The following is a 16,207-nucleotide window of genomic DNA, read 5'->3' on the forward strand; positions in this document are numbered from 1 at the left end:
GCCGCCGGCTGGAAGAGGAGACGGAAAAGAGGACCCGCACACACCATGGCCCGTCGGCAGACCCCCGCACCACCGGACGACTTCACCGAAAACATCGTCGACATCGACGTGACCTCCGAGATGGAGGGCTCGTTCCTGGAGTACGCGTACTCGGTGATCTACTCCCGCGCGCTGCCGGACGCCCGCGACGGGCTCAAGCCGGTCCAGCGCCGCATCCTGTACATGATGACGGACATGGGACTCCGGCCGGACCGCGGCCACGTCAAGAGCGCGCGCGTCGTCGGCGAGGTCATGGGCAAGCTCCACCCGCACGGCGACACCGCGATCTACGACGCCATGGTGCGCATGGCCCAGGACTTCTCCCTGCGCCTGCCCCTGATCGACGGCCACGGGAACTTCGGCTCCCTCGACGACGGCCCCGCGGCCCCCCGCTACACCGAGGCGCGGATGGCCTCCCCCGCCGTGGCCATGACCGACTTCCTCGACGAGGACGTCGTGGACTTCATCCCGAACTACGACAACCAGCTGCTCCAGCCGGAGGTCCTCCCGGCCGCGTTCCCGAACCTGCTGGTCAACGGGACCACGGGCATCGCCGTGGGCATGGCCACGAACATGGCCCCGCACAACCTGGGCGAGGTCGTCGCGGCGGCCCGACACCTCGTGGACCACCCCGAGGCCACGCTGGCGGACGTCATGCGCTTCGTCCCGGGACCGGACCTGCCCACCGGCGGGACGATCGTCGGACTGGACGGCATCGCGGACGCCTACGCCACGGGACGCGGATCCTTCAAGACCCGCGCCAAGGTGACCCTGGAGCAGATCAGCGCCCGCCGCAGCGGTCTCGTGGTCACCGAGCTGCCGTACATGGTCGGCCCCGAGAAGGTGATCGAGAAGATCAAGGACGCGGTCACGGCCAAGAAGCTCCAGGGCGTCGCCGACGTCGTCGACCTGACGGACCGCAAGCACGGCCTGCGCCTGGTGATCGAGCTCAAGAACGGCTTCAACCCCAACGCGGTGCTGCAGCAGCTCTACAAGCTCACGCCGATGGAGGACTCCTTCGGCATCAACAACGTCGCCCTCGTCGACGGACAGCCGCGCACGCTCGGGCTGCTGGAGCTGCTGCGGGTCTACGTGGCCCACCGGATCGACGTCGTGCGCCGCCGCACCGCGTACCGCCTGGGCCGCAAGAAGGACCGGCTCCACCTCGTCGAGGGCCTGCTGGTCGCGATCGTCGACATCGACGAGGTCATCCAGATCATCCGCACCTCGGAGGAGGCCGCGTCCGCGCGCGGGCGCCTGATGGCCGTGTACGACCTGTCCGAGATCCAGGCGAACCACATCCTGGAGCTCCGGCTGCGCCAGCTGACCAAGTACTCGCGGCTCGAGTTGGAGAAGGAGCAGGACGAGCTCAAGCGCGAGATCGAGGGGTTGGAGGCCATCCTGGCGTCCGAGACGCTGCTGCGCGGGGTCGTGTCCACGGAGTTGGCGGAGGTCGGCGAGCGCTTCGCCACGCCGCGGCGCACCGTCCTGCTCAAGGCGGAGGGGGCTTCCCCGCTGAAGGGCACCGCGATGCCCGCGCCCGAGGGCAAGGGCGGCAAGGCGCCGCTGGCGCTGGAGATCGCCGACGACCCGTGCTGGGTCCTGCTGTCCCGGTCGGGACAGCTGGCGCGCACCGCTGACCGCCTGGAGCTGTCCGACGCCGGCCCGCGCGTCAAGCACGACGTCCTGGCCTCCGTGCTCCCCGCCACCGCGCGCGGCGAGGTGGGGGCGGTGACGTCCACCGGGCGCATGCTCCGCCTGCAGGTCGTGGACATGCCGGCGCTGGCCGCGACGGCGTCGTTCCCCCAGCTCGTGGGCGGCGTGCCGATCGGCGAGTTCGCGCAGCTCGGGCGCCACGAGTCGGTGGTCGCGCTGGTGCCGCTGGACACGGTGTTCGCGCTCGGCACGGCGCAGGGCGTGGTCAAGCGTGTCTCGCCGGACTACCCGCTGAACCGGGACGACTGGGAGGCGATCACGCTCAAACCGAAGGACCGGGTGGTCGGGGCGGCCGTCGCGGGCGAGGGCGACGACGTCGTCTTCGTGACGGCCCAGGCGCAGCTCCTGCGCTTCCCGGCCGCCGGCGTGCGCCCACAGGGGCGGACGGCCGGGGGCGTGGCGGGCATCAAGCTCGCCGCCGGCGACTCGGTGGTCTTCTTCGGAACGGCCGGCGCCGCCGACGCCGCCGCCGTGGTGGTCACCATCGCCACGGGCGCGGGCACGCTGCCGGGGACGGGGGCGGGCACGGTCAAGGTCACCCCGCTCTCCGAGTACCCCGTCAAGGGACGTGCCACCGGAGGGGTCCGGGCGCACCGTTTCCTGAAGGGCGAGGACTCGCTGTCGCTGGCCTGGGCCGGCCACGGTCCCGCCAAGGCGGCCTCGGCCGCCGGCGTCGCCCGGGCACTCCCCACGGAGCACGGGCGCCGCGACGGCTCCGGCGTGCCCCTGGCGCAGCCGGTGGACGCGCTGGGCGGCACGCCGGCCCGGGACGCCGCGGGCTCCGCGCCGGCGGCGGTGTCGGCAGCGGTGTCGGCGGCCCCCGGATCGCGCGGTCTGCCCGGTCAGTCCGGGAACCCCGCACTGCCGGGGCTGCCGGTCGAGCCCGCCCGGCGGGCGCCGCTGGCCGCACCCGAGGAGGATTCGCTGCCGTTCGGCGGATCGGGCGTGATCGAGGTCGACTAGCCCTCGAGGTCGACTAGCCCTCGAGGTCGACTAGCCCTAGAGGTCGACTGGTCCGCGGTCGACTGGTCCTCGGTCGACCGAGCCAGCGCGGTCGATCAGGACGCCCCCCGGCCGCCGGCGGGTCAGGCGCCGGCCGGTCAGGCGCCGACGCCTCCGGACCTCGCGGGCTCCGGCGGGGCCGCGTTCCCCGCCGGGCCTCCGAGGCGCAGCACCGCATCGGCATACGCCTCGAGCCGTTCGTCGTGGGTCACCAGGACCACCGCCTTGTCACCCAGAGCGGCCTTCAGGTCCGCGATCAGCTCCACGGCCTCGGTGTCGCCGAGGTGGGCCGTCGGCTCGTCGAGCAGCAGCACGTCGGCCCGGGCGAGCAGGGCCCGCGCGACGGCGAGCCGCTGGCGCTGCCCGCCCGAGAGCCGGTGGCCGCCGGAGCCGATCCGGGTCTCCAGCCCGTCCACCGTCCCCGCCAGCCATGCGCCCAGACCCACGCGCCCGATCACGCGGCGCAGCTCGTCGTCGTCCGGCTGGTCGCCGGCGTCCCGCCCGAGGCAGACGTTGCGACGCACCGTGGAGTCGAACAGATGCGCCTCCTGCGGGCACCACGCGACCCTCGCCGTGTCCGCGGGGCCGGCCTCCCGCCACGCCCCGGCGCCGGAACGCGCCTCCAGCCGGCCGGCCCGGGGGCGCAGGGCCCCCAGCAGGCACGCCAACACCGTGGACTTCCCGCTGCCGGACGGCCCGGTCACCGCCAGCCACCGTCCCGGGACCGCCCGCGCGGTGATGCCGGCGACCACGTCCGGTCCGTTGCCCCAGCCCAGGCCGACGTCGTTCAGGCCCACACCCAGGGAACCGGGCCCGGTGGCGGCGTGCGGGGCCGCCGCGCGGCCGCCGCCCTCCTCCGTAGTCGGACCGTCGCCCGCACCTTCCTCCGCGCCCCGGTCCGACCGCGCGCCGTCCGCCGGTCCGCCGTCGAGGCCGCCGGTGATCCGGCGCAGGCCGTCGTCCAGAGCCGGAATGCCCTGGATCGAGGTCGCGGTCTCGGCGATGGGTTCAGCCAGCGCCAGGAGGAGCAGTCCGCCCACGGCCGCGGCCTCGCCTGCACCGGAGTGGGCGCCGACCGCGGCCACCGCGGCGACGGCACCGAGACCGGACGCGAGCACGGCCCCCGCCTGCGCGACGCCACTGCCCCACGCGGCGCGGCGCACGGCCGCGGTGGCGCGGGCGTCCCGGTCCGCGAAGCGTTCGGCGGCCCGTGGCGCCGCGCCGTTCGCGGAGAGGTCCGCGGCGGCGGCCAGCAGCGTGGGCACACGTTCGCCGAGCCATAGGCGGTGGGCCGTCACCGCGACCGAGGAGCGGCGCTCGACGGCCAACACCGCCAGCGGAAGCGCCACGAAGGCCGCGGCGCCGACGGCGAGCGCGGCCGGAAGCGCCGCGGGTGCCCACAGTCCGATCGCGGCGGCGACCGCCGCCCAGGTGAGGACCCCGGCCACGGGCGGAACCAGCACGCGCGGCACGGCGTCGCGCACCTCGTCGACCTCGGCGACAAGATGTTTGAGGGCCGCCCCGGAACGGGTGAGCCGCCCCCAGTTCTGCGGCCGCGTGGACAACGCGTCCCACAGCCGGGTCCGCAGGATCCCCGCCCACCGGAGGACGGCGTCGTGGACGGCCAGACGCTCGGCGTACCTCAGGACCGCCCGGCCGATTCCGAACGTGCGCACACCGACAATCGCCACCATCAGGTGCAGGACCGGTGGCTGGTGGCTGGCCGTGACGATCAGCCAGCCGGACACCCCGGTCAGCCCGACGGCGGCCAGGGACGCCAGGACGGCGAACGCGAGCCCGCGCAGCAGGCCGCCCCGCCCCCACGGCAGGGTCCGCAGGAGCGCCCAGTGTCCCCCTCCGGGGCCGGTCGCGCGGGTGGCGTTCGCCGCGCGGATTCCGGTGCCGGCGCAGGGGTCGTCCGGGGCCGCCGGGGCGGCCGGCGCGGGGGAAGCGCCGCGTTCGCCGGGCGATCCGGCGGTCCCGACGCCGGGGGCGGCCTCGCGCGCGTCGGCGGGACCGGTGCCGCGCAGCAGCGCGGCCAACTCCGCATCGTGGCTGGCGACGAGCATGGCCACCCGCCCGCGCAGGCCGGCGAGCGTGGCGCGCACACGCGCCGCGCTCGCCGCGTCCAGGTGCGCGGTCGGCTCGTCGGCCAGCAGCAGCCGCACCGCGGGGTCCGTGCGGACCCGGATCAGCGCCCGGGCCACCGCGACGCGGCGCAGCTCTCCCGGGCTGCAGTCCACCAGGAGCCGCGCACGCAACCCCCCGGCCGCGACCGATGCCAGCGCGGCCTCCACGTCCCGGTCCGTGGCCGTCCGTGCGGCGTGGAGCAGCAGCTCCTCCTCGACGGTCCCCTCGGAGAAAACCGGGTGCTGCGGCACCCACGCGATGGCCGCGCGGTCCACCTCGACCGTCCCGGCGGCGACCGAACCGGCGGCGTCCGGACCGGGCGCCAGCCGTCCCGCGACGGCGCGCAGGATGCTCGTCTTGCCGGATCCGCTCGGCCCGTCCAGAACGTGGGTTTCCCCCGCGCGGAGCGTCAGGGAAAACCCCGCGACGGCGCGGACGGAGCGCCCGGGGTAGGCGACATCCAGGGCCCGCACCCGCAGGACCGGGCCGTCGGCCGACGGGTCGGCCGCCCCCGGGACGGCCTCCGCCCAGGGAACCGCCCCGGTACCGAGCAAGGCGCGCGCGCGGCGGAGCGCCTCGACGCCGTCCTCCGAGGAGTGGAACGCCGCGCCGAGCGCGCGCAGGGGCAGGTAGCACTCGGGGGCGAGCATCAGGGCGAAGAGCCCCACCTCGAGCCCCATGGTCCCGTGGACGAGCCGCAGGCCGATGAAGACCGCGACGAGGGCCACCGAGATGGTGGCGATGAGTTCCAGCGCCATCCCGGACAGGAACGCCGTGCGCAGCGTGGCCATCGTCGAGTCCCGGTGGGCGTCGGACACCCGGGACAGCGCTTCGCCATGGCTCCGGGCGCGGCGGAGGCCGATGAGCGCGGGCAGTCCCTGCGCCAGCTCCATCAGCTGGTTCGCCAGCCGGTCCAGCCCGGCCGCGGCCGCGGCGATCCGATCCCGGGTGTGCAGGCCGATGAGGATCATGAAGACCGGGACCAGCGGCAGCGTCAAGGCCACGATGAGCGCGCTGACCCAGTCGGCCAGCAGGATCCGGGCCAGGATCACCGGAGGGACGACCGCCGCGGTGGCCAACGCCGGCAGGTAGCGCGTGTAGTAGTCGTCCAGCCCGTCCAGCCCGCGGCTGGCCAGCGCGGAGACCGCCCCGTGCCCCGTCGGCGGTGTCGCGGCGCCGACCGGAGCCACGCCCGCGCCGTCGTCAGCGCCCCGAGCCGAGCCCGCGTCAACGCCCCGAGCCGAGCCCGCGTCAGCGCCCCGGTCCGGGGCACGCCCGGCCAGTGCGGAGGCGACCAGCCGCGCGCGGAGCGTCTCCTTCGCGCCGAGCCCGGCGCGCCGAGCCGCCAGCTCGGTGGCCCAGGCGGCAGCGGCGCGCAGCAGCACTCCGGCGGTCCCCCACCACAGCAGCCGCTGGGCGTCGGCAACACCGCCGGCCGCGATGTGGGCGATGGCCGTGGCCAGGGCGTCGGCCAGGAGAACGATCCCGGCGGCCTTGGCGCCCGCCAGGGCGGCCAGCAGCGCCAGGGTCCCGCGTGTTCCGGTTCCGTCCGGGATGTCTGGTTTCATGTCCGCCTAGACGATCGGGGAGACCGGGTGCGGCGCGGGGATGTGGGTCTCCGACAACCGGCGGCGGAACACCCAGTACGTCCAGGCCTGGTAGGCGAGGACCAGCGGCACGCCGAACGCGGCGACGAAGCTCATGAGGCGCAGCGTGTAGGGGGACGAGGACGCGTTCAGCACGGTCAGGTTGAATTCCGCCCCCAACGTCGACGGCAGGACGTTCGGGTAGGCCGCGCCGAAGATCGCCGACGCACCGGCGAGCAGGAACAGGCCGGACAGGACGAACGTCCAGCCCTCGCGGCCCGCCCGCGCGGACCGCCATGCGCCGGCCCCGGCCGTGGCGGCGGCCGCCAGGAGGGCCCAGGTCCAGGCCTTGCCGCCTCCCATGACGACGGCGGCCGCCCACGCGGCGAGCGGCAGCAGCGCCAGCGGGAGCCACCGGGACAGCGCGCGCCCGGCGCGGCGGCGCAGGTCGCCGTCGGTCTTGAGACCGACAAACGCCAGGGCGTGTGCCAGGCAGAACATCACCACGGCCGCGCCCCCGAGGAGCGCGTATCCGTTGAACCACGCGAAGGCCCCGCCCACGCGGTCGCCGTTCGCGTTCAGCGGCAGGCCCGTGGTGGTGAGGGCCAGCATGGCGCCGACGCCGAACGCCGCGGTGAAGGAACCCAGCGCGATCGCCCAGTCCCAGGCGTCGCGGGTGGACGCGCGGTGCGCCTTGCCGCGGTACTCGAAGGCGACGGCGCGGAAGATCAGGCCCAGGAGCACCAGCACGAGCGGCAGGTACAGGGCGGAGAACAGTGACGCGTACCAGTAGGGGAAGGCCGCGAAGGTCGCGCCGCCCGCGGTGAGCAGCCACACCTCGTTGCCGTCCCAGACCGGACCGACCGTGTTGAGCAGCACGCGACGCTGGCTTTCGCCGCGGGCGAAGACCTTCATCAGCATGCCGACGCCGAGGTCGAAGCCCTCGAGGAACAGGTAGCCGATCCACAGGACGGCGATGATGATGAACCAGAGGGTGGGCAGGAAGTCCATGGGGTCCTCGATCTAGTAGGCGAAGGCGAGCACGTCGCCGTCGTCGCCGGCCGGGCCGCCGCCGCGCGTGGCGGCTTCCGGCATGGCGGAGGGGACGCCGCCGCGGACGTACCTCGTGAGCAGCCGCACCTCGACGACGAGCAGCGCGCCGTAGACGAGGCACAGCGCGGCCAGCGAGAAGACCATCTCCCCGGCCGAGACGCCCGGGGAGACCGCGGCGGCGGTGTACATGAAGACCTGGTCGATGCCCTCGAACGTGGGGTTGGGGACGACGACGAACGGTTGGCGGCCCATTTCGGTGAAGATCCAGCCGGCCGAGTTCGCGGCGAAGGGCGCCAGGATGCCGAGGACGGCGAGCCGGGAGACCCATTTGTTGTCCGGCACCGTGCCCCTTCGGGTCAGCCAGAGCGCGACCAGCGCCGCGAACGCGGCGAGCCCGCCGAAGGTGATCATCAGCCGGAAGCCCCAGTAGGTGACCTCCATGAGCGGCAGGTAGTCGATCTCCTGCCCCGCGCGCTCGCCGTACAGCGCGTCGTCGGGCAGGTGGGTCCCGTATTTCTCCTGGTACTCGGGCAACAGCGTGTTCACGCCGCGCACCTCGGTGGTGAAGTCGTTGTTGGCCAGGAAGGACAGCAGGCCCGGGATCTCGTAGACCCCGACGACGTCGTCGCAGGTGGTGCGTCCGCCCCCGCCGAGGTTGCCCACCGCGAGCACCGAGAAACCCGTGCCGTCGTGGCAGGCGGCCTCCGCCGCCGCCATCTTCAGGGGCTGCTGCTCGAACATCAGCTGCGCCTGCGTGTGCCCGGTGAGGGCCACCCCGGCGAAGGAGACCATGGCGACGGCGGCGCCGAGGCGCAGGGACTTGAGCCAGACCGCGTGGTCGGTCTGGTCGCGTCCCGCGCCGAGTGCGGGGGCCTCCCCCACAACGACGCGGCCGGCGGGGTCGACCGCGTCGATGCCGGAGGCCCTGCGGCGGTACAGGTGGTACCAGGAGATGCCCAGCAGGAAGGCGCCCGCGACGGAGAAGGCGCCGAACACGGTGTGCGGGAAGGTCACGAGGGCGGTGTTGTTGGTGAAGACCGCCCAGGCATCGGTCATCACGGCGCGGCCGTCCACGAGTTCCACGCCGACCGGGTGCTGCATCCAGGAGTTCGCGACGAGGATGAAGTAGGCGGAGAGGATGGTGGCCAGCGACGCGGCCCAGATGCAGCCCAGGTGGACCGCCTTCGGCAGCCGGTCCCAGCCGAAGATCCACAGCCCGAGGAACGTCGACTCCACGAAGAACGCGAGCAGCGCCTCCATGGCCAGCGGGGCGCCGAAGACGTCGCCCACGAACCGGCTGTACTCGCTCCAGGCCATCCCGAACTGGAACTCCTGGACGATCCCGGTGGCCACCCCCATGATGAAGTTGATGAGGAAGAGCTTCCCCCAGAACTTGGTCATGCGCAGGTACTCCGGCTTGCCCGTGCGGTGCCAGGCCGTCTGCAGGACGGCGACGAGAAGGCCCAGCCCGATCGTGAGCGGCACCATGAGGAAGTGGTAGACGGTGGTGATGCCGAACTGCCACCTGGCTATCTCGAGCGGATCCATGGGGTTCCCTTCCCGACGCGGGCGGGCCGCCGACGGCCCGCCTAACTTCTACAGTCCGTAGAATAACTTATCTTCTACTGGATGTAGAACTGCGGGTCGAAACGGTGTAAATTGGAAGACGGAGCCGGCCGATCACGCCGCGGACCCGCGCGCGAGAGCCTGCTCCCCGTGACCGGCATGACCCTAAGGAACCCCATTGGCCACTCTTGGCGAACTCGAACGCGCGGTAATGGACCTGCTGTGGGACAGCACGCAGGCCCAAACCGCCAACGACCTGCGCGATCTGCTGGCGCAGTCCACCGGAGACGTGGACGGCAAGGAACTCGCCGTCACCACCGTGCTCACGGTGCTCGCCCGACTGGAGAAGAAGCAGCTCGTCACCCGCGAGCGCGACACCCGGCCGCACCGCTACCGCGCCGTGACCAGCCGCGAGGAACACACGGTCGAGCTCATGAACGAGGCGCTCGGCAACGTGATGGACCGCGAGGCGGTCCTGACCCGCTTCATCGGGGGCATTTCCGGGGAAGAGGCGGCGGCCCTCCGCCGCATCCTCAACGAGAACCAGTCCGCCTAGCGCCGCGGCGGAATCGTCGCGGCCCCCGTGCTGATCGCCTCCTACCTCCTCGCCGGGCTAGCCATCGTGCTGGCCTGGCCGGCCCCCGTGGTCCTTTCGCGGATGGGCTGGACGGCGCGGTCGCCGTTCACCGCGCTCGTGCTCTGGCAGGCGATCGCCCTGGCCGGCGGCCTGTCGATGATCGGGGCGCTGCTGGTGTGGGGGCTGGAACCCCTGGGCGGCAACCTGATCGCCGCGCTCGGCGGTCTGGCCCGGGTCGCGGCGGGCGAGCCCGGCGCGCCCCCCATCGGACCCTTGCACGTCTTCGCACTCAGCGCGGCCCTGCTGCTGGGCGCCCACCTGGTGTTCACCCTCCTGCTCACGACCTACCGGGTCAGCCGCCAGCGCGCCCGGCACCGCGGCCTGCTGGCACTGCTGGGCGATCCCTCGCCGGCGGACCCGGGAACCGTCGTGCTGCAGCACCACGCGCCGGTGGCGTACTGCCTCCCCGGCTTCAACGGGTCGCTGACCGTGCTCTCGCGCGGCCTGCTCGACGTCCTCGACGACGAGGGGCTCCGCGCCGTCATCGCGCACGAGCGCGCACACCTGGAACAGCGGCACGACCTGCTGGTCCTGGCGTTCGAGTCCTGGCACCAGGCGCTGCCCTGGCTGCCCACCTCGCGGCTGGCCCGGCGCGCCGTCCAGGAGCTGATCGAGATGATGGCGGACGACACGGCGCTGCACCAGGTCTCCGCGCCGACGCTCCTCCGGGCCCTCGTCGCCGTCGCCACGGGCGACGCGACGTCCCCCGCCGCGGAGTCCGGGATTCCCGGCGAGGAGCTGTCCTCGCGGCGGCTCCGTCGGCTGCTCTCCCCCGCCGGCCCGCTGCCCGTCGGGGCCCGCGGCTGCGTGCTGGCCGTGGCGATCCTGCTGATCGGCGCCCCGACGACGCTGTTGATCGCCCCCGGCCTGCTCGGCTGAGCGCGCCACCACCGCCCCCGCGGGCCTCGCCTGGGGCCGGCGGGCAGGTGCCTAGGCGTCGATCTGTTCGCGGTCCAGCCGCTCGGCCCCCGACACGATGAACTCCTTGCGCGGGGCGACGTCGCTGCCCATGAGCAGCTCGAACACCCGCTCAGCGGCCTCGGCGTGGGCGATGTTGACGCGTCGCAGTGTCCGGTGCCGCGGGTCCATGGTCGTCTCCGCGAGCTGCTCGGCGTCCATCTCGCCGAGGCCCTTGTAGCGCTGGATGGGTTCCCGGTATTTTTTGCCGCTCGCCTCGAGCGACTTGAGCACCCGGTGCAGCTCGGCCTCGGAGTACGTGTAGACCATCTCGTTGGCCTTGGCGCCGTGGTTGACCACCTCGACCCGGTGCAGCGGCGGCACGGCCGCGTAGACACGCCCGTTCTCCACCATGGGCCGCATGTACCGGAAGAAGAGTGTCAGCAGGAGCGTGCGGATGTGCGCGCCGTCGACGTCGGCGTCGGTCATGAGCACGATCTTGCCGTAGCGGGCGGCGGAAAGGTCGAAGCTGCGCCCGGACCCCGCCCCGACCACCTGGATGAGCGCGGCGCACTCCGCATTGGAGAGCATGTCGCCGACGGAGGCCTTCTGGACGTTGAGGATCTTGCCGCGGATCGGCAGCAGGGCCTGGAAGTCGGAGGAGCGCGCCAGCTTCGCCGTGCCGAGCGCGCTGTCGCCCTCGACGATGAACAGCTCGGAGCGCTCGACGTCGTCGCTGCGGCAGTCGGCGAGTTTGGTCGGCAGCGAGGAGGTCTCCAGCGCGCTCTTGCGGCGCTGGGTCTCCTTGTGGACGCGCGCGGAGATCCGCGACTTCATCTCGCTGACGACCTTCTCCAGCAACTGCGCGGCCTGCGCCTTGTCCCCGCGGGCCGTCGAGGAGAGGCGGGCGCCGAGCTCCTTCTCGACCACGCGGGCCACGATCTGGCGGACGGCGGACGTCCCCAGGATCTCCTTGGTCTGGCCCTCGAACTGCGGCTCGGCCAGGCGGACGGTCAGGACCGCGGTGAGCCCGGCGGTGACGTCGTCCTTCTCGATCTTGTCGTTTCCCGCCTTCAGCTTGCGCGCGTTGGCCTCCACGGACTTCCGGAAGGTCTTCAGCAGCGCCTGCTCGAAGCCGGTCTGGTGCGTGCCGCCCTTGGGTGTGGCGATGATGTTGACGAAGCTGCGCAGGGTGGTGTCGTACCCGATCCCCCACCGCAGGGCGATGTCGACCTCGCAGACGCGCTCCACGTCCGTGATGTGGCTGCGCCCGGAGGCGTCGAACACGGGCACGGATTCCTTGAACGTGCCCTGCCCCTGGATCCGCCAGATGTCGGTGACGGCGGGGTCGTTGGCCAGGTAGTCCGCGAACTCCGAAATGCCGCCGTCGTGGTGGAACACCTCCTCGACCGGCCCGGACTCCCCCGCGGTGCCGGGGAGCCGGCGCTCGTCGCGGACGTCGATCTTCAGCCCCGGGACCAGGAAGGACGTCTGGCGGGCGCGCGCCTGCAGCTCCTCGTAGGAGAACTTCGCGTCGGGCGTGAAGATCTGACGGTCCGCCCAGTAGCGGATCCGCGTCCCGGTGACGCCGCGCTTGGCCTTGCCGACGACGTCGAGCACCGAGTTCTCCACGAACGGCGCGAACGGCGCGTCCGGCTTCGCCCGGCCGGTGTCCGTGAAGCGGCCGGGCTCGCCCCGCCGGAACTGCATGCGGTAGGTCTTGCCGCCGCGGTCGACCTCGACGTCCAGCCGCGCCGACAGGGCGTTGACGACGCTGGCGCCGACGCCGTGCAGGCCGCCGGAGGCGGTGTACGACCCTCCGCCGAACTTGCCGCCGGCGTGGAGCTTGGTGAAGACGACCTCGACGCCGGAGAGGCCGGTCTTGGGTTCGGCGTCGACCGGGATGCCGCGGCCGTCGTCGTGGATCTCCACCGAACCGTCCGGGTGCAGGATGACCTTGATGCTCTGCCCGTGTCCGGCGAGGGCCTCGTCGACCGAGTTGTCGATGATCTCCCACAGGCAGTGCATCAGGCCGCGCGAGTCGGTGGAACCGATGTACATGCCGGGACGCTTGCGCACGGCCTCGAGTCCCTCGAGCACGGACAGGTGCCGGGCGTTGTATTCAGAACTCGGTGCCACGGGCGGGGCGCTCCTTGTCGTCGAGGGAATCGGACCACCTCCACGGTAGTCCGTGGCTGCGTCATCTCGGGGTTCCCCCGCCGCCGGACCGCGACGGACGCACGGACCCCTGACGTGGGACGCCGCCGCGCCGTGACCCCCACGCGACCGTGCCGTTACCCGTTCGAGGCTACGCGGTGAGCGAAAGTGCGCCGGAAAGCGAAGAAATACACCCCGCGGCTGGTTGTATTGATCATACGAGAACTAAGGAGGTCGTCATGACGGCAACATCAGTGGCAACTCGCGGACTCACCGCTCTGGACCGTTGCGATCGCTGCGGCGCACAGGCCTACGTCCGCGCGGTATTGGGATCATCGAACGGCGAGCTCCTCTTCTGCGGACACCATGCCCGCGCGGTCGAACCGAAGCTTCGCCCCCTCACCACGGAATGGCACGACGAGACGGGCCGGCTCCACGAGAAGCCCGTCTACAGCGAAGACGACTAGCCTCGATACGGCTTTGAGCAGGGCCCCGGCGGACCACCGCCGGGGCCCTCGTCGTCCGCTGGGCGGTCGCCCCGTCACCCGATACGGCGGTCGCCCGGGGCGACAACCCCCGGATCCAATGGCCCCCGGACGCACGAAAGGAGGGCCGCTTCCCCGCACGGGAAGCGGCCCTCCGTGGGCGGCGCCGCGGCGCCGCGGCGCCGCGGGGCCTAGTCCAGGTAGTCGCGCAGCACCTGGGAGCGGGAGGGGTGGCGCAGCTTGGACATCGTCTTCGACTCGATCTGACGGATCCGCTCGCGGGTCACGCCGTAGACCTTGCCGATTTCGTCCAGGGTCTTCGGCTGCCCGTCGGTCAGGCCGAAGCGCATGGCCACGACGCCGGCCTCGCGCTCGGACAGGGTGTCCAGCACCGAGTGCAGCTGCTCCTGCAGCAGCGTGAAGCTGACCGCGTCGGCGGGGACGACCGCCTCGGAGTCCTCGATGAGGTCGCCGAACTCGGAATCGCCGTCCTCGCCCAGGGGCGTGTGCAGCGAGATGGGCTCCCGCCCGTACTTCTGGACCTCGACGACCTTCTCGGGAGTCATGTCCAGTTCCTGGGCGAGCTCGTCCGGGGTCGGTTCGCGGCCGAGGTCCTGGAGCATCTGGCGCTGGACGCGGGCCAGCTTGTTGATGACCTCGACCATGTGGACCGGGATGCGGATGGTGCGCGCCTGATCGGCCATGGCACGGGTGATCGCCTGGCGGATCCACCACGTGGCGTAGGTGGAGAACTTGAAGCCCTTGGTGTAGTCGAACTTCTCGACCGCGCGGATGAGCCCGAGGTTTCCCTCCTGGATCAGGTCCAGGAACAGCATGCCGCGGCCCGTGTAGCGCTTGGCCAGCGAGACGACGAGACGGAGGTTCGCCTCGAGCAGGTGGTTCTTGGCGATCTTTCCGTCGTGGACGATCTGCTCCAGATCCCACTTCAGGCGCTTGTCCATGTCCTCGCCCGCGGCGGCGAGCTTCTCGGTGGCGTACAGCCCGGCCTCGATGCGCAGCGCGAGGTCGACTTCCTGCTCGGCGTTGAGCAGCGCGACCTTGCCGATCTGCTTCAGGTAGTCCTTCACGGGGTCGGCGGTGGCGCCGGCGACGAGGACCTGCTGCTGGGGAGCGTCGTCCTCGTCGGGCCTGATGACGAATCCGCGCGCCTCCTCCTCGGGGGCGGGGACGGCGGCCGGGTCGACATCCTCGGCGTCCGGCCCGTCGCCCGGGATGTCCGCGACGGCGTCGCTGCCCTGGGTGGCGAGGTCGGCCTCGGGCTCCTCGGCGGGTTTGGTGGCGCGCTTCTTGGCGGCGGGCGGCTCCACCGGGGTTCCGGCCGCGGTCGCGGCGTCCTTCGCGGCCTTGTTGCGCGCCCGCGTCTTCGCCGCCTTCTGCTGCGGCGTCAGCTCGGCCGCGTCGGCCTCGAGGGTGGTGGTTGCCGCGGCGGCGGGCTTGTTGGCCTGGAGGGAACTGGCCTGTGAGCTCGAATCGGAAGCTGGCACGAAATACCTTTCTGACGGATCGTCCGCGGCGTACCCCTCGGGTAACACCACTATGACCCTGTCAAGTCCGAGTCCCGTCGCACGACGGGTCCGGTAGCAGGGTCCGGTACATGGAACGCCTGCTGCCGACCTTTTGTTCCCGCCCCGCAAAGGGCTGAACGGGTCCGCTGATGCGGCCCAAGGACACGGACCCAACCGGGTCTGCGGGTACCAGTCTCTCACGTTCCGCGGGCCGGGGCATCACGGGGCGCCGAAGCGGTGCCAGGAGGTGGCGGGGTCCCGCGCCCAGCCGGGCAGTACGCCGCGTCCGACGAACGCCAGCAGTCCGCGGGCCAGCGCGTGACCGGGGTCCGCACGCAGGCACGCCTCCAAAAGCACGGCGGCCGGGCTGCTGCGCCCGCGCGCCCACTCGACCCAGGCCAGCACGCACAGCAGCGCGCTGCGGTCCGCACCGTCCGCGGCGCCCAGCAGCTCCCGACCGACTTCCCACAAGAGGTCCAGCCGGCGCCAGTCGGGCGCGGAGCGGGAGTCGCCCAGCAGGAACCGTCCGAGCTGCCGCGCAGCCGGTCCGTCTTGGACCCCGCCCTCGATGTCGGCGACGGCCGCCAGCGCGGCGGCTCCGGACACGCCCGCCGCGAACGGCAGCGCGTCCCGGACCGGCAGGGTGCGCAGTCCGGCCAGTAGCGTCCCCGCCGCCACCGGGTCCGAACGCAGCCGCTCCAACGTCGCCTCCGGGTCCCCGACGAGGGCGGCGCACCACCGCTCCAGCAACTCCGGCGCGCGGGGGCCCCGTCCGGCGAGTGCCGCCGCGACGGCCGCGCGGACCGCGTCCCGCTGTTTCCACACCCGCACGGGGGATCCGTCCCAGTGCCCGCGCCGGGGGCTGCTGCCCCCGAGGACCAGGTCGAGGTTCGCGTCGGAGAGCCAGACGCTCTCCAGCGGATGTCCTCCCGGCGGGCAGCAGTCCCCGTCCGGGCAGAAGTAGCTCCGCCATCCCGTCGGCCCGACGTACCAAGCGTCGGGCACGGAGATTCCGCCCCGGCGGAGCGTCGAGGCGAGCGCGAGAACCAGCCGGAAGTAGGGGGAACGGACGTCCGGTTCCCGCCCGGAGTACGCCACGAGGAACGCCCCGGTCGCCCCCGGGAGCTCGCGGACGTAGCGGGCCACCGTGCCGGCGTGGGCGGAGGCGGCGTCGGAGTCGGGCGGATCCTTCTCCGGCAGGTCCACGCGCAAGGTGGCGGAGAGCACGGTGCCGGCGATGATCAGCACGACGAGGCTCTCGCGCGGATGGAAGCCCAGGGTGTGCGGGACGACGGACAGGACGCCCTCGGCGTCGGCAACGGAAAGCTGTTTCGGTGGGGCTGTCATGTTGCCAGCCTCCGCCGTGGCGCGACCGCCCGCCAGCGCCGCGGCCCCGTTGTGGACAACGTCGCC

At 72.7% G+C, this 16,207-nt stretch carries 10 protein-coding genes; 4 read left to right on the forward strand and 6 right to left on the reverse strand.

Annotated elements, in window-relative coordinates; genetic code table 11:
- The first annotated feature begins 45 nt into the window (after positions 1-45).
- Positions 46-2,718, forward strand: coding sequence for a DNA gyrase/topoisomerase IV subunit A (locus tag ACETWP_RS01910; RefSeq protein WP_373970488.1), 2,673 nt, complete (start codon positions 46-48; stop codon positions 2,716-2,718).
- 137 nt (positions 2,719-2,855) lie between these two features.
- Here the strand turns inward: ACETWP_RS01910 and cydC are convergent, their stop codons facing one another.
- Genes cydC through ACETWP_RS01925 form a run of 3 tightly spaced genes read right to left on the reverse strand, consistent with a single transcriptional unit; the run spans position 2,856 to position 9,074 of the window.
- Positions 2,856-6,455: a thiol reductant ABC exporter subunit CydC gene (cydC, locus tag ACETWP_RS01915; protein ID WP_373970489.1), complete on the reverse strand. Its 3,600-nt coding sequence runs from the start codon at positions 6,453-6,455 to the stop codon at positions 2,856-2,858.
- 6 nt (positions 6,456-6,461) lie between these two features.
- On the reverse strand, positions 6,462-7,484 hold the full coding sequence (gene cydB / locus ACETWP_RS01920) for a cytochrome d ubiquinol oxidase subunit II (RefSeq protein WP_373970490.1): 1,023 nt from the start codon (positions 7,482-7,484) through the stop codon (positions 6,462-6,464).
- 12 nt (positions 7,485-7,496) lie between these two features.
- The gene (locus ACETWP_RS01925) at positions 7,497-9,074 is read right to left on the reverse strand and encodes a cytochrome ubiquinol oxidase subunit I (RefSeq protein WP_373970491.1); all 1,578 of its coding nucleotides are present in this window, start codon (positions 9,072-9,074) and stop codon (positions 7,497-7,499) included.
- Between the two features lie 196 nt (positions 9,075-9,270).
- On the opposite strand from ACETWP_RS01925, the gene ACETWP_RS01930 reads away from it, so the two are divergent.
- Both ACETWP_RS01930 and ACETWP_RS01935 read left to right on the forward strand, forming a co-directional pair.
- Complete coding sequence (locus ACETWP_RS01930; RefSeq protein ID WP_373970492.1) at positions 9,271-9,648, forward strand: BlaI/MecI/CopY family transcriptional regulator; 378 nt, start codon at positions 9,271-9,273, stop codon at positions 9,646-9,648.
- 27 nt (positions 9,649-9,675) lie between these two features.
- The gene (locus ACETWP_RS01935; protein WP_373970493.1) at positions 9,676-10,608 is read left to right on the forward strand and encodes a M56 family metallopeptidase; all 933 of its coding nucleotides are present in this window, start codon (positions 9,676-9,678) and stop codon (positions 10,606-10,608) included.
- 51 nt (positions 10,609-10,659) lie between these two features.
- Here ACETWP_RS01935 and ACETWP_RS01940 read toward each other — a convergent pair whose 3' ends face one another.
- Positions 10,660-12,765 carry a DNA gyrase/topoisomerase IV subunit B gene (locus ACETWP_RS01940; RefSeq protein ID WP_373970494.1) on the reverse strand — a complete coding sequence of 702 codons (2,106 nt, stop codon included), beginning with the start codon at positions 12,763-12,765 and terminating at the stop codon, positions 10,660-10,662.
- A 257-nt stretch (positions 12,766-13,022) separates the two neighbouring features.
- Between ACETWP_RS01940 and ACETWP_RS01945 the strand changes: the two genes are divergently transcribed.
- The gene (locus ACETWP_RS01945; RefSeq protein WP_373970495.1) at positions 13,023-13,250 is read left to right on the forward strand and encodes a DUF7455 domain-containing protein; all 228 of its coding nucleotides are present in this window, start codon (positions 13,023-13,025) and stop codon (positions 13,248-13,250) included.
- A gap of 209 nt (positions 13,251-13,459) precedes the next feature.
- On the opposite strand, the gene ACETWP_RS01950 is transcribed toward ACETWP_RS01945, so the two are convergent.
- Both ACETWP_RS01950 and ACETWP_RS01955 read right to left on the reverse strand, forming a co-directional pair.
- Positions 13,460-14,773, reverse strand: coding sequence for an RNA polymerase sigma factor (locus tag ACETWP_RS01950; RefSeq protein ID WP_373970496.1), 1,314 nt, complete (start codon positions 14,771-14,773; stop codon positions 13,460-13,462).
- A 240-nt stretch (positions 14,774-15,013) separates the two neighbouring features.
- A complete protein-coding gene (locus ACETWP_RS01955) occupies positions 15,014-16,141 on the reverse strand; it encodes a DUF4192 domain-containing protein (RefSeq protein ID WP_373970497.1) in 1,128 nt (375 codons plus the stop codon).
- Positions 16,142-16,207 lie beyond the last annotated feature (66 nt).

This window comes from Arthrobacter halodurans, from assembly GCF_041877255.1.
Lineage (GTDB): Bacteria > Actinomycetota > Actinomycetes > Actinomycetales > Micrococcaceae > Arthrobacter_N > Arthrobacter_N halodurans.